The organism is Nostoc sp. NOS(2021), from assembly GCF_017115025.1.
GTDB lineage: Bacteria > Cyanobacteriota > Cyanobacteriia > Cyanobacteriales > Nostocaceae > Nostoc.
The window spans coordinates 28187-49741 of record NZ_JABXKM010000053.1 but is presented as its reverse complement, the minus strand read 5'-3'; the positions used below and the strand labels follow the sequence as shown (position 1 = coordinate 49741).

General features: G+C 42.9%; 25 protein-coding genes. 10 read left to right on the top strand and 15 right to left on the bottom strand.

Annotated features, from left to right (window positions below):
- Positions 1-86 precede the first annotated feature (86 nt).
- The gene (infC, locus tag HWQ41_RS06320) at positions 87-578 is read left to right on the top strand and encodes a translation initiation factor IF-3 (protein ID WP_292760771.1); all 492 of its coding nucleotides are present in this window, start codon (positions 87-89) and stop codon (positions 576-578) included.
- Between the two features lie 206 nt (positions 579-784).
- On the opposite strand, the gene HWQ41_RS06315 is transcribed toward infC, so the two are convergent.
- The gene (locus HWQ41_RS06315) at positions 785-1402 is read right to left on the bottom strand and encodes a TetR/AcrR family transcriptional regulator (protein ID WP_292760754.1); all 618 of its coding nucleotides are present in this window, start codon (positions 1400-1402) and stop codon (positions 785-787) included.
- A 413-nt stretch (positions 1403-1815) separates the two neighbouring features.
- Here HWQ41_RS06315 and HWQ41_RS06310 point away from each other — a divergent pair, with 413 nt between their 5' ends.
- From HWQ41_RS06310 to HWQ41_RS06300, 3 genes are all read left to right on the top strand, one after another.
- A complete protein-coding gene (locus HWQ41_RS06310) occupies positions 1816-3123 on the top strand; it encodes an ABC exporter membrane fusion protein (RefSeq protein WP_292760752.1) in 1308 nt (435 codons plus the stop codon).
- A complete protein-coding gene (gene devC, locus HWQ41_RS06305) occupies positions 3120-4295 on the top strand; it encodes an ABC transporter permease DevC (protein WP_292760751.1) in 1176 nt (391 codons plus the stop codon). The genes HWQ41_RS06310 and devC overlap by 4 nt, the downstream gene beginning before the upstream one ends.
- 102 nt (positions 4296-4397) lie before the next feature.
- On the top strand, positions 4398-5096 hold the full coding sequence (locus HWQ41_RS06300; RefSeq protein ID WP_292760749.1) for a DevA family ABC transporter ATP-binding protein: 699 nt from the start codon (positions 4398-4400) through the stop codon (positions 5094-5096).
- A 36-nt stretch (positions 5097-5132) separates the two neighbouring features.
- On the opposite strand, the gene HWQ41_RS06295 is transcribed toward HWQ41_RS06300, so the two are convergent.
- Positions 5133-6479 (bottom strand): ABC transporter substrate-binding protein, encoded by a 1347-nt coding sequence (locus tag HWQ41_RS06295; RefSeq protein WP_292760748.1) that lies wholly within the window; start codon positions 6477-6479, stop codon positions 5133-5135.
- 150 nt (positions 6480-6629) lie between these two features.
- Between HWQ41_RS06295 and HWQ41_RS06290 the strand changes: the two genes are divergently transcribed.
- From HWQ41_RS06290 to HWQ41_RS06275, 4 genes are all read left to right on the top strand, one after another.
- On the top strand, positions 6630-6752 hold the full coding sequence (locus HWQ41_RS06290) for a hypothetical protein (RefSeq protein WP_292760746.1): 123 nt from the start codon (positions 6630-6632) through the stop codon (positions 6750-6752).
- 22 nt (positions 6753-6774) lie between these two features.
- Positions 6775-6996 (top strand): hypothetical protein, encoded by a 222-nt coding sequence (locus HWQ41_RS06285; protein ID WP_292760745.1) that lies wholly within the window; start codon positions 6775-6777, stop codon positions 6994-6996.
- A gap of 123 nt (positions 6997-7119) precedes the next feature.
- Positions 7120-7878, top strand: a complete 759-nt coding sequence (locus tag HWQ41_RS06280) for a YebC/PmpR family DNA-binding transcriptional regulator (RefSeq protein ID WP_292760743.1) — start codon at positions 7120-7122, stop codon at positions 7876-7878.
- Between the two features lie 308 nt (positions 7879-8186).
- Positions 8187-8495, top strand: a complete 309-nt coding sequence (locus HWQ41_RS06275; protein ID WP_292760741.1) for a hypothetical protein — start codon at positions 8187-8189, stop codon at positions 8493-8495.
- Between the two features lie 322 nt (positions 8496-8817).
- On the opposite strand, the gene HWQ41_RS06270 is transcribed toward HWQ41_RS06275, so the two are convergent.
- The 5 genes from HWQ41_RS06270 to HWQ41_RS06250 form a co-directional block, all read right to left on the bottom strand.
- Entirely contained in the window at positions 8818-9030 is a 213-nt protein-coding gene (locus tag HWQ41_RS06270; protein WP_292760739.1) for a hypothetical protein, read from the bottom strand.
- A gap of 12 nt (positions 9031-9042) precedes the next feature.
- Positions 9043-9663, bottom strand: a complete 621-nt coding sequence (locus HWQ41_RS06265; protein WP_292760737.1) for a Uma2 family endonuclease — start codon at positions 9661-9663, stop codon at positions 9043-9045.
- 86 nt (positions 9664-9749) lie between these two features.
- Positions 9750-11630 (bottom strand): glutamine--fructose-6-phosphate transaminase (isomerizing), encoded by a 1881-nt coding sequence (gene glmS, locus HWQ41_RS06260; RefSeq protein WP_292760735.1) that lies wholly within the window; start codon positions 11628-11630, stop codon positions 9750-9752.
- 586 nt (positions 11631-12216) lie between these two features.
- Complete coding sequence (gene psaC, locus HWQ41_RS06255; RefSeq protein WP_012411495.1) at positions 12217-12462, bottom strand: photosystem I iron-sulfur center protein PsaC; 246 nt, start codon at positions 12460-12462, stop codon at positions 12217-12219.
- Positions 12463-13143: 681 nt separating this feature from the next.
- Entirely contained in the window at positions 13144-13383 is a 240-nt protein-coding gene (locus tag HWQ41_RS06250; RefSeq protein WP_292760733.1) for a hypothetical protein, read from the bottom strand.
- A gap of 205 nt (positions 13384-13588) precedes the next feature.
- On the opposite strand from HWQ41_RS06250, the gene HWQ41_RS06245 reads away from it, so the two are divergent.
- Entirely contained in the window at positions 13589-13957 is a 369-nt protein-coding gene (locus tag HWQ41_RS06245; protein WP_292760731.1) for a Dethiobiotin synthetase, read from the top strand.
- A gap of 286 nt (positions 13958-14243) precedes the next feature.
- Here the strand turns inward: HWQ41_RS06245 and HWQ41_RS06240 are convergent, their stop codons facing one another.
- The 7 genes from HWQ41_RS06240 to HWQ41_RS06210 all read right to left on the bottom strand — a co-directional run bounded on the left by HWQ41_RS06240 (position 14244) and on the right by HWQ41_RS06210 (position 19126).
- Positions 14244-14855, bottom strand: a complete 612-nt coding sequence (locus HWQ41_RS06240; RefSeq protein ID WP_292760770.1) for a hypothetical protein — start codon at positions 14853-14855, stop codon at positions 14244-14246.
- Positions 14856-15076: 221 nt separating this feature from the next.
- Positions 15077-15154, bottom strand: coding sequence for an HNH endonuclease signature motif containing protein (locus HWQ41_RS06235; protein ID WP_292760768.1), 78 nt, complete (start codon positions 15152-15154; stop codon positions 15077-15079).
- 563 nt (positions 15155-15717) lie between these two features.
- Complete coding sequence (locus HWQ41_RS06230; RefSeq protein WP_292760729.1) at positions 15718-16344, bottom strand: precorrin-8X methylmutase; 627 nt, start codon at positions 16342-16344, stop codon at positions 15718-15720.
- A 138-nt stretch (positions 16345-16482) separates the two neighbouring features.
- Positions 16483-17292 (bottom strand): TPM domain-containing protein, encoded by an 810-nt coding sequence (locus tag HWQ41_RS06225; protein WP_292760727.1) that lies wholly within the window; start codon positions 17290-17292, stop codon positions 16483-16485.
- Positions 17293-17580: 288 nt separating this feature from the next.
- Positions 17581-18120, bottom strand: coding sequence for a DUF948 domain-containing protein (locus HWQ41_RS06220; RefSeq protein ID WP_292760726.1), 540 nt, complete (start codon positions 18118-18120; stop codon positions 17581-17583).
- Positions 18121-18131: 11 nt separating this feature from the next.
- Positions 18132-18482, bottom strand: a complete 351-nt coding sequence (locus tag HWQ41_RS06215) for a YtxH domain-containing protein (RefSeq protein WP_292760725.1) — start codon at positions 18480-18482, stop codon at positions 18132-18134.
- A 308-nt stretch (positions 18483-18790) separates the two neighbouring features.
- On the bottom strand, positions 18791-19126 hold the full coding sequence (locus HWQ41_RS06210) for a hypothetical protein (protein WP_292760724.1): 336 nt from the start codon (positions 19124-19126) through the stop codon (positions 18791-18793).
- 730 nt (positions 19127-19856) lie between these two features.
- Between HWQ41_RS06210 and HWQ41_RS06205 the strand changes: the two genes are divergently transcribed.
- A complete protein-coding gene (locus tag HWQ41_RS06205; protein WP_292760722.1) occupies positions 19857-20849 on the top strand; it encodes a zinc ABC transporter substrate-binding protein in 993 nt (330 codons plus the stop codon).
- Positions 20850-20981: 132 nt separating this feature from the next.
- On the opposite strand, the gene HWQ41_RS06200 is transcribed toward HWQ41_RS06205, so the two are convergent.
- Positions 20982-21512, bottom strand: a complete 531-nt coding sequence (locus HWQ41_RS06200; protein WP_292760720.1) for a DUF4330 domain-containing protein — start codon at positions 21510-21512, stop codon at positions 20982-20984.
- Positions 21513-21555: the final 43 nt, after the last annotated feature.

Sequence of the window (21555 nt, the reverse complement as noted above, 5' to 3'; positions counted from 1 at the left end):
AAAGTTGCTCTGATTCAGTGTTGTGTTAAATTAGCATTAGCATTACTTGCTTACAAAGTAAAGTGTTGAACAATTAGGAGAAATTCATTATCGCAATCCAAAAGCAACTGATTAATTCGCAAATCAAGTCACCTCATGTGTTCTTGATTGACCATGAGAATAACAATCGTGGTCTGATCGACACCAATGAGGCGCTACAGCTAGCCGAAAGCTTAGAGCTTGACTTAGTTGTAGTCTCCGAAGGCAAAGACGCTCCAATCGCCAAGATTCTCAACTATGGCAAGCTTCAGTATCAAAAGAAAAAACGTCAGAGCCAGAGTGCTAGACCCACGGTAAAGGAAGTCCGGTTCGGTCTAAACGTGGGTGTGGCTGATTACAATTTACGCATTGAGAAAGCCGTTCAGTGGTTGAGTAAAGGCGATTCAGTGAAGTTTGCCATTCGTTTACGAGGCCGAGAACATCAATATCGTGACCAAGCGGGAGAACTGCTAGACCGAATTGCAAATGATCTCAGTCAAGTAGGTAAAGTCCAGTCACTGGATAAACGCTCACTAATTGTTCAAGTTATTCCTGCCTAGTTAATCTGGCGATCGCTGGAGGATGCATTTGACCAAATAATTACTAATTCATAATTCATAATTAAAGACACTGTACAGCAGCCCAGACTAAATCAAAAATTTAGTGGTCAATAAGACAGTGAAGAGTAGTGAGCTACCACTGATTATAATTATGAATTATTTTGACTTTACCACCGAACAAGCGCCAAGCGCCGATATATAGCCAATCAATCGGCGCAATTGGTGATTAGATGTGTCAAGGCATCAATTAAGCGATCGCTTTCCATTGGTATAATATCCTTCCCATGCATCACATCTTGAGTCACATGAAAATTAACTAATGTGCCTAAAAGAATCCTCGCTGTTGCCTCTGGATCAGTAATATTTAGTTCCGGGTGAGCAGCCAAGTATTGAGTGATCGTTTCCAGCATTGGTTTAATCATCGCCCGAACACAAATCTGAGTTAATTCTGGAAAACGACCAGATTCCCCAATTAGCACTCGCCAAAATGCACAGTGTTCCTGGTCGTTATTCATCTGTTCTAATAATTTGGTTCCGAATTGGCGCAGTACGATTTTTGGTTCTCCCTGCATAGGTTCCATGCCAAAGAGAGAGTTAAACTTCTGATGTGCCAAGTTCTCTATGAGTACTTTAAAAAGTCCTTCTTTATCTTGAAAGTGGCTGTAGACTGTCGCTTTAGAAACACCAGCTGCTACTGCTACCCGATCCATACTTGTACCAGCATAGCCATTTTGCATGAACTGCTGCATTGCCCCTTGCAGAATTTGCTCCACTTTATCAACAGAATTATCTCGATCAACTTCGTCAGTTTTAAGCCGTACCATTTATTAATCATCCTCTCTTATAAACAATTTTAATAGATGCTGCAAAATACCCTACGCCATTAATCCCAGTTGTGACAAGCATTCTGGTGCATAACTCCGGGCAAACTTATTGAATAAGAATTCAGGAGTCAGAATTCAGGCGACTTACGTCTTTATTCTGTTCACGACTTACGCAAAATACCTCTCAAACTCTTATTCCTCCGTGTCGCGCCAGTTGCTACAAACTCCTCCACCCCCGCAACGCACTGGCTTTTCTGTGCCTCTGTGGTTCGATTTTCCGTTACCTGTAAGTCCTACTGTTTGTGAAATTGAGAATTTTAGCTTTGGGCTATTGACTAAACTACTCCGTTTAGTTTAGCATAAATTGAACTGAACAGTTTAGTATAAGTTGCTAATGGGAAAAGGTGAACACTATGGTGCAAAACTGGAAATTAGAGGATTTCAAGTCTCCCCAAAATCTTTGGCGATCGCCCACTACACTAGCAATAATTGCATCCTTGGCAATAGGTGGAGCTAGTGTTTATACGGTGCTAAAGTTTCAGGCTACCGCTAATGAAAAGCAAATAGCGCCGGTAGCTGTTCAGCCAGTAGTCAAAACAGTCACAGCATTGGGACGCTTAGAACCAAATGGAGAAGTTATAAAACTGTCTGCAACTTCTTCTACTGAGGGGAGTCTGCTTCAGAAACTATTGGTGAAAGAAGGCGATCGCGTCAAAGCTGGGCAGGTAATTGCAATTATGGATAGCCGCGATCGCTTGCAAGCAAGTTTGGTTGAAGCCCAAAAACAAGTTCAAGTTGCCAAATCCAGCCTTGACAAGGTAAAAGCGGGAGCAAAACAGGGAGAAATTGGAGCAAAGCAAGCTGCTGTAAGCCGTCTGCAAGTCGAACTAGAGGGAAATATCAAAACCCAGCAAGCCACAATTGATCGCCTAGAAGCAGATTTGCAAGGACAAAGACAAAGCTTACAAGCAACGGTGGATCGCGTCGCCGCCGAAAAGCGGAACGCTCAAGTAGAAGTGCAACGCTACGAAGCTTTATATAAAGAAGGGGCAATTTCCAGTCAGCAAGCCGATCAAAAACGCTTGAGTGCAGAAACTTCTACTCAGCAGGTAATCGAAAACCAAGCCAACAAAACCAGAACTGTTGCGACTTTAGAACAGCAGATTAAAGAAGCCAAAGCTAACCGCAGCCAAACCCTCGCTAGCTTGCAACAACAGATTAACGAAGCCAAAGCCACCCTTAACCAAACGGCTGAAGTCCGTCCTACAGATGTTGCAAACGCCCAAGCACAGGTTGAGGGCGCTCAAGCTACTGTGGCAAAAATGCAAGCACAACTGGATCAGGCATACGTCCGCGCACCTGAAGCGGGGCAAATCATGAAGATTAATACACGAGCTGGAGAAACCGTTTCTAATGACGGGATTGTGGAACTAGGTCGAACCGATCAGATGTATGCAGTTGCAGAAGTTTATCAAAGTGATGTTAACAAAGTGCGATCGGGGCAATCGGTCAAGATAATTAGCGATTCCCTTCCCGGAGAATTACAGGGAACCGTCGATTGGCTGGGGATGCAGGTGCAGCGACAAAATCTGATCAACAGTGACCCCTCAAGCAATATTGACGGCAGAGTAGTGGAAGTTCATGTGCGACTAGATCAGGCTTCCAGCACCAAAGCTGCCAAGTTTACCAATCTGCAAGTAAAGGCGGTGATTGAACTATGATTGGATTTATTCAACAACTGCGGCAGCGAACCCCCTTGGGATGGCTGCAACTGAGTCATGAAAAAAGCCGTCTGTTGGTGGCATTGGGAGGCATTGCTTTCGCTGATGTTCTCATGTTCATGCAGCTAGGGTTTCAGACCGCCTTGTTTGAAAGTAATACTAAGCTGCACCACAGTATACAGGCTGATATTTTCCTAGTTAGTCCTCAAGCCCGTAACCTGTTAAATGCATCCACCTTTACGCGGCGGCGACTGTATCAGGCAATGGATGTACAGGGGGTGAAGTCAGCAGAAGCAATGTATATCAGCATTGTTGATTGGAAGAATCCCCAAACACAGCAAAAGACATCTGTATTAGTTATTGGGATTAATCCTGAAAAGCCAGCATTTGATTTGGCGGATGTGAACAGCCAGATAAATCTGGTGAAGCTACCAGATACAGTCCTGTTCGATCGCGCCTCCAGAGGAGATTATAAAGAAGCGATCGCTCAAGTTGCACAAGGGAAACCTGTGACGACTGAAATTGATCGCCGGACGATTACCATTAGCGGCTTATTTTCAATCGGGGCTTCCTTTGCGGCTGATGGGAATCTGATTACCAGCGACCAGAATTTCTTGCGGCTATTTCCGAAGCGAGAAGCCAGCAGTGTCAGTTTAGGTTTGGTTCAACTAGAACCAGGCTATGACCTAAAACAGGTGAAAGCAGCTTTAGAATCTCATCTAGATGATGATGTTAAAGTGTTGACCAAAGCAGAATTTATCGAATTTGAAACAGATTATTGGAAAAAAAATACAGCGATTGGGTTTATTTTTAGCCTGGGTGTAGGAATGGGGTTTATGGTGGGCGTGATTATCGTCTATCAAGTTCTTTCTACAGATGTGAATTCCCACATGAAAGAATACGCCACTTTCAAAGCAATGGGTTATAACAATCTCTACTTATTAGGTGTGGTGTTTGAAGAGGCGATAATTTTGGCAATCTTGGGCTTTATTCCAGGAGCGATCGCACCTTTAGGACTTTATCATTTAACTCGTAAGGCCACCAATTTACCAGTTTACATGACCCTAGCACGAGCCTTGACGGTATTAACGCTGACTATGATTATGTGCATAATTTCTGGTGCGATCGCTACTCGTAAATTACAGTCTGCTGATCCCGCAGATATGTTTTAGAAAATGGGCATTGGGCATTGGGCATTGGGCATTGGGCATAAAGATAATTATTCAATTCCCAATCTAAAATCCAAAATCTAAAATCTAAAATCTAAAATTGGTATGCTTCCTGTCATCTCTGTTAAAAATCTTGACCATTACTTTGGTCATGGTCAACTCCGCAAGCAAGTTCTCTTTGATATCAACCTGGATATTAACGCTGGCGAAATTATTATCATGACTGGGCCTTCTGGTTCTGGTAAAACTACACTTCTCACCTTATCAGGGGGCTTGCGTTCTGCCCAATCCGGCAGTTTGCAGATATTGGGACAAGAACTTTGTGGCGCTAGTACAGGACAACTTACCCAGGTGCGACGCAATAACGGTTATATTTTCCAAGCGCACAACTTGCACGGTAGCCTGACAGTACTCCAGAACGTCAGAATGGGCTTGGAAGTGCATAATAATATTTCGCCGGCAGAAATGAAAACCCGGTCAGCCCAAATGTTAGAGGAGGTAGGATTAGGGCATCGCCTGAATTATTATCCTGATGATTTGTCTGGGGGACAAAAACAACGGGTTGCGATCGCTCGTGCTTTAGTTGGTCGTCCTAAAATTGTCTTAGCGGATGAACCCACCGCCGCCCTTGACAGTAAATCGGGACGAGATGTGGTCAACCTGATGCAAAAACTAGCGAAAGAACAGGATTGTACCATTCTCTTGGTTACTCATGACAATCGCATTCTAGATATTGCCGATCGCATCGTCTATATGGAAGATGGGAAATTAGTAAATGACCGTGCTGTTGTTGCAGCCAGTTAGGCTGGTTCTCCCCAACTTGCCACCTAAGCGCCTTAATCACTTGAAAATCAAATCTAAGCGTTGCTGGGTTGCTTTGAGTGATTCTGTTGGCGAACTTTTACCCAATAATACAGATTCAATCGCCCGACCTACACTGTCGGAAATCCGATTGTAACCAGGAAATATCGGACGCGATCGCCCATATTTAGCTTGATCTAAGAATACCTTCACCTGTGGTATTTTTTTCACAAAATCCTGATATTTTGGACTTTCACGAGACTTTAAATTCACCGGTAAATAGCCAGTTCCCAATGCTAATTCTGTCTGAAATTCTTCACTCAAAGTATATTCGACAAACTTAAAGGCTGCTCTTTCACGTTCTAGCGTGGTTTTGAAAAAGAAGAGATTCTCACCACCAATAACAGTAGCAGGTTTTTGCCCAACTGGAATTGGAAAAACATCAAAATCGACACCAGTCTCTTGAAATTGCCCCAGAGTCCAAGGGCCATTTAATTGCATTGCAACTTTACCAGCTAGCAAGTCATCTGTCTCATAACCCCGTTCTGGCCCAGATAAAATAGCGGCACCATCTGTAATTAAATTGCGCCAGAATTGCAAAGCCGCGATCGCACCTTGATTATCTTGCAAATTTACTGCTGCCGCATTCTGTGAATCACCACTCACCAACTCGCCGCCACCACTCCACATAAACGGTAGCCAAGTAAATACTGTAAATTCTCCCTTCCCCAAAGGCAGAAACATCCCATATTGATCTGTTCGTCCATCACCATTGGTATCACGAGTTAATTTCTTCGCAACTTGCCCAAACTCCTGCCAAGTGCGGGGTAATTCAGTAATCCCTGCTGCCTTAAACAAACTCGGACGGTAAAAAATACCAACATTATTTGTAGCAAAGGGCACAGACCAAATCTTACCGTTGTATTTCATTGATGCATATAAAGCGGGGTCAATTTCGGCTTTTACTGGAGATTTTTCGAGCATTTCATCCAAAGGTAGAATAGCACCGAGTTCCACCAATTGACCTGCGATCGTTGGATTATACCACAACAAATCTGGGGGTGCATTTCCTACCACCGCCGCTAAAATCTTAGGCGTTTGCTGATCCTGTTGCCCAACATAAAGCGACTCTACTTGAATATCTGGGTGGGATTGATTGAATTTGTCTACCAGCTTTTGCAGTACATCCCGATTTGGCGGCGGATTTACACCTTGCCACAGGCTTAAATGAATTACTTTATCTTCTTTAAGACCAGGGAAGATACTTTGACATCCAACTAAAGCTAGCATCCCCACCAACAATACAAGCAGCGAGTTCCTAAGATAGTGTGACACTTTCTTTCTTTTTCGCTTGGCATAGCGGGAAGACGAAAAAAAATCGTGCATGATGTTGATTAAAATGATTGATCAGTTCTCGTAATTCAGCTACTACAAAGAAAGCAACTCTGATGTAGCGTTGCACAATGATCTTAATTGACGTTCTCCCCGTCAGCGATTAAGCAATACATTCAATTACAAAAGGAGGTCTAACAGAGTATGCCAAGGACTTATGGCGATCCAGAAAACCCTGGTGATTTTGTAACAGAAGAGGACGACGGTACAACAAGAGAGTCCACACAAGAAGAAATAGAAGAAACCGTAGAACAGTGGCAGGAATAGGACAAAGGGGAGGGCGATAAAAATGACTAGGCGGGCAACCGTAGATGATCTGATGTCCGGTAAACTGATATTTTACTGGGCGGATCAATACCAAGTATGGTGGCTGTCTGATACTCATGTATGCCTGTGCCTTCCTGGGTGTAGACCTAACGCATGGATAGCGCCATACCCAGCAGGTACATACACTAAACCTACGAGTTGGATACTACCTATCAATCATCCTGGAATGATGGTTTTTGAATGAAAGGAGTCAGAAGAACTCCACCTCTAAAGGGATGGAGTTTAACTCTTTAACAACCGCACCTTTGCATCTGGGCAAAAGCTAGGTATATCCTAATCTTGAATAGAGTTTTGATAATTTAAGATTATGGCAGGACACAGTAAATGGGCAAATATTAAGCGCCAGAAGGCCGTAGTAGATGCAAGGAAGGGAAAAACCTTCACTCAGTTATCTAGGGCGATTATTGTTGCAGCTAGAAGCGGCGTACCAGATCCGGCGCTGAATTTTCAACTTCGCACGGCAATTGACAAGGCCAAGGCTGCGAGTATCCCCAATGATAATATTGAACGAGCGATCGCTAAAGGTGCAGGCACGAATGGCGGTGATAATGCTATCTTTGAAGCGATTCGCTACGAAGGTTACGGCCCCGGTGGTGTAGCGATTTTAATCGAAGCCCTCACAGATAATCGCAATCGCACTGCTGCTGACTTGCGTGTAGCTTTTAGTAAAAATGGTGGCAATCTTGGTGAAGTCGGTTGCGTTAGCTGGATGTTTGACCAAAAAGGCGTTTGTGTGGTGCAGGGTATGGTTGATGAAGAACAGCTTTTAGAAGCATCCCTCGAAGGCGGTGCCCAGTCTTATGAGATGATTGAAGATGAGATGGCTGAGGTATTTACTGACATTGCAAATTTAGAAACCCTTAGTCAAACACTCAAAGATCAAGGTATTAAGGTAATTGATGCCGAATTGCGCTGGATTCCTAGTAATAGTGTAGAAGTTACTGATCCGGATCAGGCGCGATCGCTTTTCAAGTTAATTGATACTCTAGAAGGCTTGGATGATGTGCAAAATGTCACAGCTAACTTTGAAATAGCAGAAGAATTGATAGCTCTGAGCATTTCTTAATCAAAATCAACACAGCAATTATAACCTATCAAGCTATTTAGGCGCCGCAGCTACGCCCGTCGTAGACATCGCTCTCAAGTTAATCGACACCTAGAAAACCTATGTAATGTGTAAAATATTACATTTAACTTGGAAATGGCAGATCATCTGATGGCAAAGAGTATCACTTAGCAAAGTATTTGCTTAAAGTCATCTATCTTGGAATAGAGATAATTAAAAAATCACACCTAAGATTCACACAAATTACAAACTAATGACATACGGCTAGTAGATAGTTAGGCAATTGGTTATTTGATGAGGAGTTTCAAGTGAATAAATTCGCTAAAGCCTTACTATTGGCTCTAATGTTTGCTGCCCCTGTAGCCGTTTCTGCATCTACTGTTCAAGCCAAAACTACTTCTACCCCGACAGCAACTTACGCAACTGCTAAAGTTGCCAAATCCAAGACTGCAAAACGGAAGCATCATAAACACAAACATCACAACTCTAACAAAGCTGTTAGAAGTAAATCCGTAGTTAAACAATCCGCAGTTAAAAAACACGTTACTCCAACAGGTGCAACTACAACACCCGCAGCTACACCACCCGCAGCTACACCAACCACCCCAAACAACTAATTATTGATGAAAGTAGATAGCTGTTTCTACACTCATCTTTTGCAAAGCCGCCAGACGTTTCCTTGATATCTGCTTAATAATGGTTAAGCTGGCAGCAAACGTAGACTATAGACGGTTATTCATGAGTGTCTTACTCCTCAAATATGACTCCTATAGTTGCTGTTAACTTTCATATTTTGTAGTAGTGAAAAACTACGTTTATTTTCTACTACTCTCTAACTACATACCATACCATTTAGACCTGCTGCGATCCACAGCAGGTTTTTTTTGAAGTTGGTAAATTTATTTAAAACAATAGAATCACCCTTACTTAGTCTAAGAATTAAGTCGCTTCTGCTGGTAAGTTGGGGTTGAGGCGAATTGCTGCTGCTTTCAGGCGATCGCTAAAAATAACCTCGCTTTTATCTGTGCGGTTGGATCTGTCGTTGAGATCGTCGGGGTTGGAGGTGAAGCAGTTGAGTAATTTAAAGCCGTGCTGCTTTAATTTGGCAAGTACCCCTTTTTCAATATCATCTTCAGAGAGAAAGTTAGGCATAGTTTAGAGAAACTACATGGCCACAGCACCCCCAGCCGCAAAGAGTTGTTTTGCTGTTAGTTGCAAATTAGGAAAGATTGAGGAAACGAGTTGATCGTTGTTTTGAAACAATCGCTTTTGATACTCATCCTCTACTAATGTACAAATTGTAACCGTTGGCTGCTTGGGTTTGCCAATATATTCTCTGCCACCAATGCCCAAATAATCGACAATCCAATACTTAGGTACAGCTAATAGGGCGTAATCTTCAACTTTGCGGGCGTAGTCGTTCTGCCAGTTTGTACTGACAACTTCAGCAATTAGTTTAATAGAGCTTCCTGATGTAATTACGGGTTCTTGTTGCCACAATGGTTCATTGACCAGTTGCGTTTGGTCTAACACAATCACATTGGGACGAAAGGCTGTGTTTGTTCCCAACAGTCTAATCAAGCAGCGATGGGGGATAAAATATGGCAAGTCCTGGCGGTCAATTTCTACATTTAGTTTTCGCCCAACTAAAGATGATACCTGCTCATGGGGCCCTGTTGGTTCCATGTCGATTAATTCCCCATCAATAAGTTCATAGCGATCGCTATCGCCGTACTGAGTAATAAATTCATTAACGGTGATAAGTTTTGAGGCTGATTGAACCATGATGATTTTTCCTCATAATTATGCAATAGGCTAATAGTGAGACAATTTAGATTTACCCACAATATTACTGAACTGTTTGTATAATTTTACTCAACCGTTACTGATTTTGCCAAATTCCTTGGCTGATCGACATCCAAACCGCGACGGGCGGCAATATGATAAGCCAACAATTGTAAGGGAACTACTGTGAGAAGGGGAGAAAGTAACTCGTCCACATGAGAGACAGGAAGAAGATCGTTAAAGATTTCCGCAGCTTCGCCATCGTTGACGGGAGTCACGCCAATTAACCGAGAATCTCTGGCTTTGGCTTCTTGGGCATTGGAAATAACTTTTTCGTAAACACTACCAGGTATTGCGATCGCAACTACTGGTACTTTTGCATCTAATAGAGCGATCGGGCCGTGTTTCATTTCTCCAGCCGGATACCCTTCGGCGTGAATGTAGCTGATTTCTTTTAATTTCAACGCCCCTTCTAAAGCAATAGGAAAGTTAATTCCCCTACCCACAAAAATGAAATCTTGGGTTTCGGCGAATTCGTGGGCTAGCTGTTCAGTTAAACGTTCCTGACTTTCCAAAGTTGCCTCAATTTCTTTGGGAATTTGTCGCAACCCGTTAATAATTTTCTCTAAAATATCTTTTGAAACTGTCTGACGACGAGCTGCCAAATCCAATGCCAAAGCATAAAAGGCCATCAGTTGAGCAGTAAAAGTTTTCGTCGCCGCTACCCCAATTTCAATTCCCGCTAGAGTACTAATGATATGCGGTACCAGATGACCGAGGCTGCTTTCGGGGCGATTGGTAATTCCCAGTAGTCGCGCTTGATATTTGGGTTCTTTCCCCTGGCGACGTTCTTTTTCCATCGCCAAAGCTGCTAGGGTATCGGCGGTTTCACCTGATTGGGTAACACCAATGATCAACGTGTTAGCCGTCACGGGTGATGGTGCATAGCGATACTCAGAAGCGTAATGTACCTGAGTTGAAATTCCTGCTAGTTGTTCGATTAAATATTTTCCGATTAATGCTGCGTGCCAACTGGTACCACAGGCGACAATCTGAATTTGTTCTAAATCGTTGTAGAAATCCGCAGGTAAACCAAGATTGATTGGCGATTCGGTAGATTCGGCGGGATTAAAGTAAGCGTCTAAACTAGCTCTTACTACCCCTGGTTGCTCATGGATTTCTTTGAGCATGAAGTGTTTGAATCCCTGCTTTTCTACCATTGCCGGATTGAAGTTGAGCAGCCGGGGTTGTTTTTTCAACCTGTCGCCAGCAAAATTGTAAATCTCAACGCCCAAAGGTGTGAGGCGGGCAATTTCGCCATTTTCCAGAGGTAGCACTGCACGGGTGTAGGCAGCGATCGCTAGCGTGTCAGATGCACAAAAGAACTCCCCTTGTCCAAAACCAATTACCAAAGGTGCTTGTTGGCGGACAACAATCAATTCATCGGGGTAGTCAGCAGAAATAACTGCGATCGCAAATGCCCCGCGCAAGTGGTTAACAGCTTGGCGAATTGCCTCTAGGAAGCCAGATGAGGAAGATGAGGGGGGAAGATTCTTTAAAAATTCGGCTATGAGATGGGGAATAACTTCGGTATCGGTTTCAGAACGAAATTCGTGTCCTTTTCCTTTGAGTTCCTCGCGCAACTCGCGGTAATTTTCGATAATGCCATTTTGCACCACCGCCACTCGCTTTGCCGTATCCATGTGGGGATGGGCGTTGTACTCTTCTGGTTTACCATGAGTTGCCCAGCGAGTGTGACCAATACCAATTTGGCTAGGGGTTTCTATTAGTTCCAGTTTAGAACGCAGGTTATGCAGTTTGCCCTTTGCCCGCACACAATTAACCTCACCTTCCCAAATAGTGGCGATTCCAGCAGAATCGTAGCCCCTGTACTCTAGTTTTTCCAGCCCAGCCAATAAAATGTCTGTCGCCGCTTGAGTGCCTATATATCCAACGATTCCGCACATTGTTCACACCGCTTTTTTTCAGGATGATTAAATCCAGTATAGTTCCTAGCACAAACTCGACGTTTTGCAAAGAAAAAAGGGAGTAAATTACTCCCTCTACCACTAGGTATTGCTAAAGGTGCTTTCTATTGAGAAACTTTAAAGAAGAATTCAGAAGCCAGAATTCAGAATCAATATAGTGGGTAATGAGCCCGGAAAGTTGGAGCGGCAGCTAACGCCAATTGCTCATGGGGAAACTCCCTGTTCTGCGCGTTGGCTCATCAGTCACACTCCAATTGAATTGGAGAATTTTGGCGACTGACGCCAATATTTATATTTTGTTAAAATTCTTAAACACTGAGTTCTGAGTTCTGAGTGAAGAATCAAGAAAGTGTTTTTTTGATTTACTTCTTTTGCCTCAAAACCCAGGACTCAGCGAGAACTCTGAACGGAGGCTTTCTTTGATGGTCTATATCACTGCCCAGAGGCGCAAAGGCTTGCGCCTCTCCCTTGCGTCCAAAGGAGACAAGGCAACCGTTCTAGAAAGAACGGTTGGGCAGTAGACCCACATCGCGATCAGAAGTTCGGTGACTTAGCACTGAGCTTTTTAGTAAGCCAGACCCATACTGCGAGTTGTTTCAGCGCCCAGGTAAACCCGGATGCTCAAAAAGTCGGTGGGACAAGCGGTTTCGCAGCGCTTACAGCCCACGCAGTCTTCTGTACGGGGCGAAGAGGCAATTTGAGCAGCTTTGCAGCCATCCCAAGGAACCATCTCCAGTACATCAGTAGGGCAAGCGCGGACGCATTGGGTGCAGCCAATGCAGGTATCGTAGATTTTTACGGTATGAGACATTGAAAAAACCGCTCCTTTCGAGTGTTCTTCTCTGCGAAAGAATCATAATCAACGCATAGTTTACCGCAGTGGTTGATAGGCCGTAATCAAAAGGCTACATAACTTCAAACAATGTAATGAGCACCCTTGATTCAGTTGTTTTTGCGAGATCGTCCCTATTGCCCAATTAATTAGCAACATCATCGCAGCGTATTTACCCCACTGATATACCATAAGGGGGTTGAATCGTAAAGACAAATGAAACAAAAGTAAATCTACAAGAATAGATGCAGAAGTTATCTATGGTACTTATTGATTGGCAACTATATATTAGGACTCCTATTTGATTTTTGAACAAGACTCAGTACGGATCTATTCCCTGTTCCCTGTTCCCTGTTCCCTGTTCCCTATTCCCTCGCAAGTAAATTCAGGAATCAAACCGGATTCCTATATCGTCAAATAGAGCCAATTTATAAAGTCATGTTCACTTTCCATCAAAATTACCAAATTAATTATGCTGGTAAGAATCTGATGAATACGATCGCTATTACTGCCAAACACCACAGATGATCAATTTAGAGACTGCTTTTTATGAGCATGTTGCTGTGAACGGGCGATCGCAGTCAGCAATTCTAAGCGATCGCTCACCGATAACTTGTATATTTGACTTTTTAAGTCTGGCAATCTCATAATTTTTACATTTCAGAGGATTTCAGAAATCGCAAATTCATCATTTTTCAGAGCAGCAATTTCTGTTGGAATTTTTGGCTCACTAACCATCACTTCCAGTTGTTCTTCGGGATTTTTGGCATCAGCCAATTTATCTTTTGTATACTCACTTTCTCGGATTTGTCGAGCAATACTTTCTAGCAGCCAAAGTTGTTCTTCCACAGATAAGGCAAGGACGGAGCGCTCAATTTCTAGTAAATTCGGTGATATCATTTTACTTTTGATTCCCAGGAAGGTGTATTTTTCCAAACCATTATATTCAGTCTATCTGGTTAACCGCATCGCAAATTCCCCCTCATTTTTCCCACACCTATCTTTTCACAAATCAAATCAGATTGCTCTAAATAACTCAGAGCCAGTTTTATGACTTTTTAATTAGGTATTCATGCTGAAGCAAAATTTAGGCTAAACTGACTACATGAATTACGAAACAGCTCGGAAACTCCTCATAGATCAGACAATCACAACCGAGGAAAACCCAGATGCGCTGTTAACGCGTATGAAACAGGGGAAACCGCCGATACCCGGTCAGATCACCTCGATTTTGTTGGCATTGAAAGTGGTGTTTGAAGCCCTCAAAGATGCAAAGAGCCTAGACCGAGAACTGGCTTTGGCCCTTTATCAGTTAAGCATTAAGGCGCAACAGCTATTTGCCGCAGGGCGTAAAGCCGGGGTTGATTGGCCGCCACTACTGAAAGAAGATTTGCTACGAATTTCCTTAGCATCTGAAAGTATCTTTTCGGGTATATGGCAAACCCTAGCTTCTGTAAGGTTGGGGAAGTTGTAGAACACCAATTCAGTAATCTTTAAACGAGAAAAGATGAGGGAGAAATCAATTCAAAATTCAAAATGACGCTCTCTACGAGACGCTAAAAGCGAACGCAGACTCGCTCTAAGCGTTCGCGTAGCGTCTCGTAGAGAAGCTATGCCGAAGGCATTGCCTCTCGAACGCGAGTGCGTCTCCCCTTGGGAGAAGAGAAGGCTTTACGCTACGCTAACAAAATTCTTGCATTAAAGAACTTCTGCCTCCTGCCTCCTCTCTCCAATGCCCAATGCCCCATGCCCCATGCCCATTAACGAATTTTCAGTTCACTTTCTAACTTGTCTAGGTCAGTTTTGAGCAAAACCGTCATTTGACCGGTAAAAGCTTTGCCAGTCTTGGGTTGAGCAATTTCCACCCAATATACATAGCGATCGCCTACTCGTAATTCTCCCTTTAAAGCTTCCCGAATCGGAGTTTTGGCAAAACGCGCCGAGTTAATTACGCTCTGGTTGGGATACTGGTACACGACTTGGGCGCGATCGTAGTCTTGATAAATCTCCAAGCCATAAATCACCCGCAAGGATTCCTGGAGACGCGCAAATGTCATGCCGTTAATGGCATCATACATAGCAATGCGCTCAGTGCGAATTCTGCCACGGTCTTTAGAAAATTCTACTCTACCGGGAGGCAATACCGACGCTTGAAAAGTGAATCTTTGAGCAGCAGTATCAGTCTTTTGCACAAACAATTGCTCACCACTCCTGGGGCGGAGTGTGGGATGTGCTTTAATCCAGGTGCCTACTTCCTCTGTACTTTGCCCTGGTAAAGCATTAACTTTGGCATCAAAAAGCGTTCCCACGCACAGCCAGGGCGCTAGAGAAAAAGGCAAAATCAAACAGTTAAGCAGAGATTTTTTGAGCATTTTCCTATTCAGGACTTTCATGGAAATTTCCCCATTAGTGGAGTAACCATAGTTTTCCCGTTTTCAGGAAGATTACTTCAAGCGTCAACCCAACTTAAGACATTAAGGATCTTACTCATAAACGCTCTATCATAGAAAAAGCCAAGGATAGAATCTTATGAGCATTACGTTCAGCCCAGAGCAAGAACAAATAATTCAAGTTGTACTAGCAACAGGTAGATTTAACAGTGTTGATGAAGTAATTGGAGATTATCTTGTGTATTCTTCCCGCCTTTTGAACGCGGTTTTTTGTGATCTATCTCCAGTAAATCTCCATTTTTTAAAGAACAATTCGCAGTGAGTGCATTTTCCTTTTTGCTTTTTCAAGAGTTTTGCAACCCTTGAACCTCATGGTTGTCAAGTTGTCAGGGTTCAGTTGGAAATAATCCCTTCTTTATCGTAAATCAAAGGGTTTAAGACCCCTAGCTCTACAGGTAGCGCGGAGTCGGAGCCACTCCGCCTCCGATCAGTTTCAGTCGGGGTTTAAATCCCCGTCTGAAAATGTCTTTAATGCAAGAATTTTGAATTTTGAATTGTTAATCCTTGCGGTCATCCTTGAGTATTTATACTCAAGGATGACCAACGAATCACAGAGCAAAAAGTAGGGTGCGTTAGAGCGGAAAGTACGGCACCTTGAATTATGGATGATGCCCTACTCTCGTCTAACACACCCGACGTTAATTTATATTTGTTTACATACATTGAAATTTTCTTGCCGACTTACTTAGAAGTACAGAAAGGTTATCTGTAGGTATCTAATATCATGTAGCAACAACCCGTGTTCGAGCTTGTAAGCGAGATTTAGGTTTAGTTTTCACTATTTTCAACTTCCCCAATTTCCATCTTGTCCATAGGCTTGCCAAGCCAAATCTACCAATCCATCGACGATCGCAGCTGCTACAACTGCATTACCTTTGCGACTGTCAATTGTAATGTGAGGCACTAGAGAGTCTTGTAAGCGCCCCTTCGCTTCATCAACAACAAATCCCACTGGAGTCGCAATTATTAAAGCAGGTCTAATTTCCTCAGCTTCAATTAAATCCACCAGTGCTGTTAGTGCTGTTTGCGCTTGACCCACCACAAAAATGCCCTCTGGATAACGCTTTGCTAAGGTTTCTATTCCCCATGCTGCCCGAGTTTTTTCTTTTTGAGGGCGTGTCAGAGCTTCCATGCTGCAATACACCGGATTGGCAAAGGTGTTTTGAATCTCGTAGGCAATACCTACTTGTACCATCGGCACATCTACCACAATCGTGGTACGCGCGGCTAGTGCTGCTGCTCCAGCTTGCAAGGCACGCTCAGAGAAACGAATCAAAGACTTATACTCAAAGTCAGCTGTAGAGTATATTACCCGACGCACAATCTCATACTCTGCGGGTGAAAAGATATGATTGTCAATTTCACTATCAATGATTGCTAAACTTTGAGCATCAGTTACGTGCCATTCCATTTTTGTTGAGCTTCTCAAATATTAGCTTTCAGCTTATCAGCTTCAGAGAGTTAGGAGTTAGGAGTTATAAGTTTTTAATTAACTCATAACTCAGCGAGAAGTTTGAGCGGCTGTTTGGGCCGCTCAAATCTTCGGTACTCATAACTCATTACTAGAAGAAGGCCGACTGAAAACAGGAGATAAGTAGGCAACCAAGACGCCAATGAGAAACCCAGAGATATTGCGAACTAGAGGTAACCAGTCGCTTGTGCGTGTCACCACTGGCCCAATACCAAAGGCAATAAACAAGATTCCCCACAAAGGTGAGAAAATTAAAGCCCATTGCCAAGCGAAAACTTGTCCTTTATCGCGGGGTTGAGCTGCAAATCCACAAATCACCCCACCAATAACTGAGGAAATCAAGGTGAGAATCCATTGCTCTCGTGGCAATCCGGGGACAACATTGCAACCACCCTTAAGTAAACACCCTTTAACCGATTCTAAGGCTTGCAGAATGGCTTGGTCTTCGCCTTGTTCGCGGACAAAGTACAAATTACCGAAGCGGGTTTGCAGTTCTATCCAGAAAGTCCGGGGTAAAAGTTCATAAACAGCATCGCCGACGCTAAAACTGAGGATGTTACCGCCACGAGAATCAGCAACTAGTAGAATGCTTTTGTCATCCAAACCCCAATATTTTATGACTGCCCGACCTGGGGTGCGGTCATACTGCGTCAATACTCGCAGTTTCCAGCCCGTATCGGCTTCAAACTGCTCTAATTCTTTGACAAGCTTTTCTTCTTGCAGCACAGGAAGAGATTTTGCTAAGTCTACAACTGGGGTAAAGGTGTCAGGGAGTAACTCAGGATTGTCATAAGCCAGTGCTGGGGGAGAATGCATGACCCAAATTGACCCAACCAGGAAAAATACTGCAATAGATAGCAGAATTCGTCGCCAAAAACAAGATTGCATGGACGTTTTTATATAAATATCAACGGTAGAAATCAACAAGTTGTTTTAAAAGAGTACTGGAAAAGTGATAGTTCTTTACACTTGTTTACTTTACTCTAATCTAAGGGATCAAAGCAAAGCGTTTTTGGGGAGTGGGGAGAAATCAATTCAAAATTCAAAATTCAAAATTCAAAATTCAAAATTGAACAAAAAGACTAGGAAAAATGTAGCTTTAGCTTCACGCAGGGTGAGTTGGGGAGTGAAACAGATGAAGAGAAATAACCAATGCCCAATGCCCCATGCCCTAATTCAATCTTCCTCATCAAAATTGTTTTCCCAGCTAGTGGCATCGTTATAACCGTCATTAAGGCGGTATACCTCTGCTTTGCTCCGACGATTTTCTTGCCTGAGCACTTCTCGTTCTCGCAACGTTAGAGGTGGTTTTTCATTGCTTGGTAAGCGATCGCCTGTTCGCCTCGTGGGTTTTTGGCGCGTGAAGTTTCTCCAAGCGGCTTTCGCGCCAACAAAGATGCTGCGTGTACCTACTTGCAAATTTTGAGCCTGAATTCTGGCACTATCAAGACTTTGGTCAACTTGTTTCACGACTTGACTGGCACTTTTTACACCTTCACTGACATCATCAGTTAAGTCAGTGATTTCCAAACCAGTCACGCGGATAGCTTCTAGAGTCGGCGGTAACTCCCGTGAGAGGGTATCAAATAGCTTTTCTGCACTGCGAGCCGCGCGTGCTAACTCCTGCAAAGCCGGTATTGCCGCCACTAAAACCGCAGTCAAACTTGTGGCGACTAAGAGTAAGGAAAGTCCCAACCAAAACAGGGGGTCAATCACGGTTATGTCATTTATGAGCGTTCTAATTGCTGGGGAAGAGAATCTGAGTCTTCAACAGATGTTTGCCGCTTTAAGACTTGGCTTTCCCGCTGACTGGCATCTACACCTGCTGCGATCGCTTCCCGTAATCTATCTAAAGTATCATCCCAGTTTCGCAGTGCGCTGGCAGAGAGACGATCTGCCTGGATTTGCACACTCGTTGATAAATCTTCTGCCAACTCTGGGATAGCATTGGCAGATTTTTTCAAAATTTTACGCGTTTCGCGCCCTGTGCGCGGAGCCACGAGCAAACCGGTCAAAGCACCGATGGTAGCTCCCAGCATAAAACCGCCAATAAATACTCCAGAACGGTTATTAGACATCTTGTTGTTTCTCTCCTTACACCCATTTTAGGTGGGTTTTCTCTCCTTGTAAGACTCCACCGATTTTATTCAGTTAATCTATCGTGACAAAATATCAGCCAGAAAAGTTGCTTTTATTCATTAAATATCAAAACTATTAATTACTTATAATTCAAAACTCCCCGTGTCTGTCAAAGTTTTTATGCCTCCGGTAAGCCTTCTCGCGGGCTTCTAAGTCCCAAATCGGCGTTTAGACTTCTCTTTGTGTCACCACATCCCGGTGTCCTCGCATCAGCCCTGATTATAAATGTTCATAAACCTGACATAAATCATTTTGGAACAGTTCTTTTCCCAGATGTTAACTCTAGCCTCCGAAAATAACGCTGCCAGATTTGCCGTCCTAACAAAAGTAGACTGATAATTTGCCGGATTTGTTGGATTTGCATTTGTAGCACTTGATTTTTCTGCCGTAACTTATAAATATTCTCCTGACTGAGATAAATATTTTCGGGTGCTTTATTCAGTGCTGCATGGGTACAACTTTCATAGACGGTTAACCTATCTGCTATGTATGCTAGCTGCTGCTTGAGTTGCCACACCCGCCAAGCCACATAGAGTAGTATCAGCGAAATCAGGATGTTAACGAGGATAACTAAAATTACCATTGTTTATCTTCACCAATATCAGCTTTGAGGAATTGTTCTATATACTTGACTTGGCTCTTATTTAATGATGAAGAAACTAAAGGATAAAATTTATGACACAAAGTACAGCCGGGATTATGGCAATATAGAGCAGTTAGATGATGCTCTGAGCGCTATTGAAAGGCTTTACTAGATGAAAATTAGTGTAACAAAGGCTGATGGCTAAAAAATCGCCAACTCGCCAATTTTGTCACAACCATATGCCCACACCTCGCAAAACCACAGCTACAATTGCCTTAGATTCACGACTAGGTTTGCGAAATCAACCCGTATGCTCAATAAGCCCCAGCATGGCTAAGTTCCACTCCTTAACCTGATAACCCTAGTCAATTTGCGACCTTTGTGGCATGTAAGCACAATGGCATAGCCCCTTCAACAGACGATGAGAGAACTACACTACACTCCTTACCGGAGGCTCCCCAGCATCGCCTTTATTATTGTGCTTCTACCTCTACCAGTTTTCGAGTCTGTCGCGTGAAGTTAACTAACATTTTGCCTGCAAAAACCTCACTAGTGGTTCACCAAGCAAAAATTGCTGGATGTGGGCTGGAGAGAGTGGGAAAGGAGAGAGTCTATTAATTCCTCTTCCCTTAACTTTTACACTTTTCCCAGCCGAAGGCTTCCCCCTGGTATTTCACTAATCCGTTACTGATAATGATTATTTTTTCAATACATCCAGTAGGAGTTGAGGATGTCAAAAAAGTTACCATCAAATAATTCCTTCCGAGCTATTCTTGTTGCCTTGACGATTGGATTTGTTGGGTGTGCAAATCAAGCTGCAAGAACCGCATTCACTCAGACTACCACTCAGATAAATGAGAATCTTCCCCAAGTCGTAGCGACTACAAGCGTACTGTGTGACTTAACCAGACAGGTTGCCGGGAATACAGTTAACCTCACCTGCTTAATTTCCCCTACAGCCGACCCCCAATTTTATAAACCAAAACCAGAAGATCGTAAAGCCATTGAGCAAGCTAATCTTATTCTTTATAGTGGCTATAATTTAGAACCAAATCTGATCAAGTTAATTAAAGCGACTAAAAACACTGCACCGAAAATAGCCGTCGGACAACTTGCGGTGTCTAAACCACAAAAATTTCAGAAAGGTAGTAAAAATGTAACTGACCCTCATCTTTGGCACAATACCAAAAATGCTATCAGGATGGTGGAGGTAATTAATAGTAACCTGAGAAAATTAGAATCTAGTGATGCCGAGGTTTATACCAGCAATACCAAAAAAATCACAAATGAACTCACTCAACTAGATAACTGGATTAAGTCAAGAATTGTCAGTATTCCTCCCAAAGAACGCAAGTTAGTTACAACCTCTGATGCGCTGAGTTATTACGCCAAAGCATACGGTCTTTCATTAGCAGGGGGATTGCAAGGTATTAGTACTGACGAAAACCTAACAGATGCACGAATGAAAAATTTGGTGACAAATATTAAACGGGCTAAAGTGTCAACAATTTTTACTGAGGCGACAATTAACCCTAATTTGCTTCAATCTGTAGCTAGAGAATCTGAAGTGAAAATTTCTGACAGGAAGTTATATGCTAAGGGGCTTGGTGAACCAGGAAGCGAGGGGGACACTTATCAGAAAATGATGATTGCCAATACACGCACAATTGTAGAAGGGTTAGGAGGGACGTATTTAATGTTTGAAGCGAAAGCTGCTAAGTAGGTAAACGCAAATAACATCAATTAATTAATCTGATAAACCGAGTTTTTCTAGATTACAGAAAACTCGATTTATCAGCCTCTTTATTGCTTATCCTGTCAGAGACGGGGAAATATATCAAAGAAAATGTGAATGCTATTTCTCAAATCTGATATCAATAACAGTTGCATTGAAGTTGTAGTTAAAGCCTTCCAACTCAAATGGCATACCAATTTTCACTTTACTGCTACCTAGAACTAGTCCGCTTTCAGTGCGTTGGGCTTTACCTTCTAAGGTTAAAACCATATCTGTACTAAAATTATTAGTCTTTGGATCTGGCAATTCTTTAACAGTGCCATCAGGTTGGAAAACATTGACTGTTCTAGGTAGCTGTTGAATGGATTTAATCCCTATTTCTCCATAGGGTTGATTGCGGATAATTACATTAGTTTTTCCGCCTTTTTTTAAGCCGTTGTCAAACAATTGCTCAGGATCACGTACATTCAAACCACGAACTATTAAGTCTACTTCTATGGGTACTGTTTTCGCACCGACTTGGGCAACAGAACCAGAAGTGCCAGGGAAGACAAAGATGCCAAATATAACTAGCAGAATTACCAGCGCAGCACCTAAATCTAAGAGGTTGATTTTGCCGAACAAACGACCTTTTGAATCTAAAATAGCCATAAGAAGTTTTCCGAGGTAATAGCAAAGTAATTGATTGTAGCAA

Coding starts and splice junctions, on each gene's coding strand:
- HWQ41_RS06280 (WP_292760743.1), top strand. CDS start 7,120: ATGGCAGGACACAGTAAATGGGCAAATATTAAGCGCCAGAAGGCCGTA.
- HWQ41_RS06270 (WP_292760739.1), bottom strand. CDS start 9,030: ATGCCTAACTTTCTCTCTGAAGATGATATTGAAAAAGGGGTACTTGCC.
- HWQ41_RS06230 (WP_292760729.1), bottom strand. CDS start 16,344: ATGGAATGGCACGTAACTGATGCTCAAAGTTTAGCAATCATTGATAGT.
- HWQ41_RS06315 (WP_292760754.1), bottom strand. CDS start 1,402: ATGGTACGGCTTAAAACTGACGAAGTTGATCGAGATAATTCTGTTGAT.
- glmS (WP_292760735.1), bottom strand. CDS start 11,630: ATGTGCGGAATCGTTGGATATATAGGCACTCAAGCGGCGACAGACATT.
- devC (WP_292760751.1), top strand. CDS start 3,120: ATGATTGGATTTATTCAACAACTGCGGCAGCGAACCCCCTTGGGATGG.
- psaC (WP_012411495.1), bottom strand. CDS start 12,462: ATGTCTCATACCGTAAAAATCTACGATACCTGCATTGGCTGCACCCAA.
- HWQ41_RS06200 (WP_292760720.1), bottom strand. CDS start 21,512: ATGGCTATTTTAGATTCAAAAGGTCGTTTGTTCGGCAAAATCAACCTC.
- HWQ41_RS06290 (WP_292760746.1), top strand. CDS start 6,630: ATGCCAAGGACTTATGGCGATCCAGAAAACCCTGGTGATTTTGTAACA.
- HWQ41_RS06265 (WP_292760737.1), bottom strand. CDS start 9,663: ATGGTTCAATCAGCCTCAAAACTTATCACCGTTAATGAATTTATTACT.
- HWQ41_RS06215 (WP_292760725.1), bottom strand. CDS start 18,482: ATGTCTAATAACCGTTCTGGAGTATTTATTGGCGGTTTTATGCTGGGA.
- HWQ41_RS06205 (WP_292760722.1), top strand. CDS start 19,857: ATGTCAAAAAAGTTACCATCAAATAATTCCTTCCGAGCTATTCTTGTT.
- HWQ41_RS06295 (WP_292760748.1), bottom strand. CDS start 6,479: ATGCACGATTTTTTTTCGTCTTCCCGCTATGCCAAGCGAAAAAGAAAG.
- HWQ41_RS06225 (WP_292760727.1), bottom strand. CDS start 17,292: ATGCAATCTTGTTTTTGGCGACGAATTCTGCTATCTATTGCAGTATTT.
- HWQ41_RS06240 (WP_292760770.1), bottom strand. CDS start 14,855: ATGCTCAAAAAATCTCTGCTTAACTGTTTGATTTTGCCTTTTTCTCTA.
- HWQ41_RS06210 (WP_292760724.1), bottom strand. CDS start 19,126: ATGGTAATTTTAGTTATCCTCGTTAACATCCTGATTTCGCTGATACTA.
- HWQ41_RS06245 (WP_292760731.1), top strand. CDS start 13,589: ATGAATTACGAAACAGCTCGGAAACTCCTCATAGATCAGACAATCACA.
- HWQ41_RS06250 (WP_292760733.1), bottom strand. CDS start 13,383: ATGATATCACCGAATTTACTAGAAATTGAGCGCTCCGTCCTTGCCTTA.
- HWQ41_RS06310 (WP_292760752.1), top strand. CDS start 1,816: ATGGTGCAAAACTGGAAATTAGAGGATTTCAAGTCTCCCCAAAATCTT.
- HWQ41_RS06300 (WP_292760749.1), top strand. CDS start 4,398: ATGCTTCCTGTCATCTCTGTTAAAAATCTTGACCATTACTTTGGTCAT.
- HWQ41_RS06285 (WP_292760745.1), top strand. CDS start 6,775: ATGACTAGGCGGGCAACCGTAGATGATCTGATGTCCGGTAAACTGATA.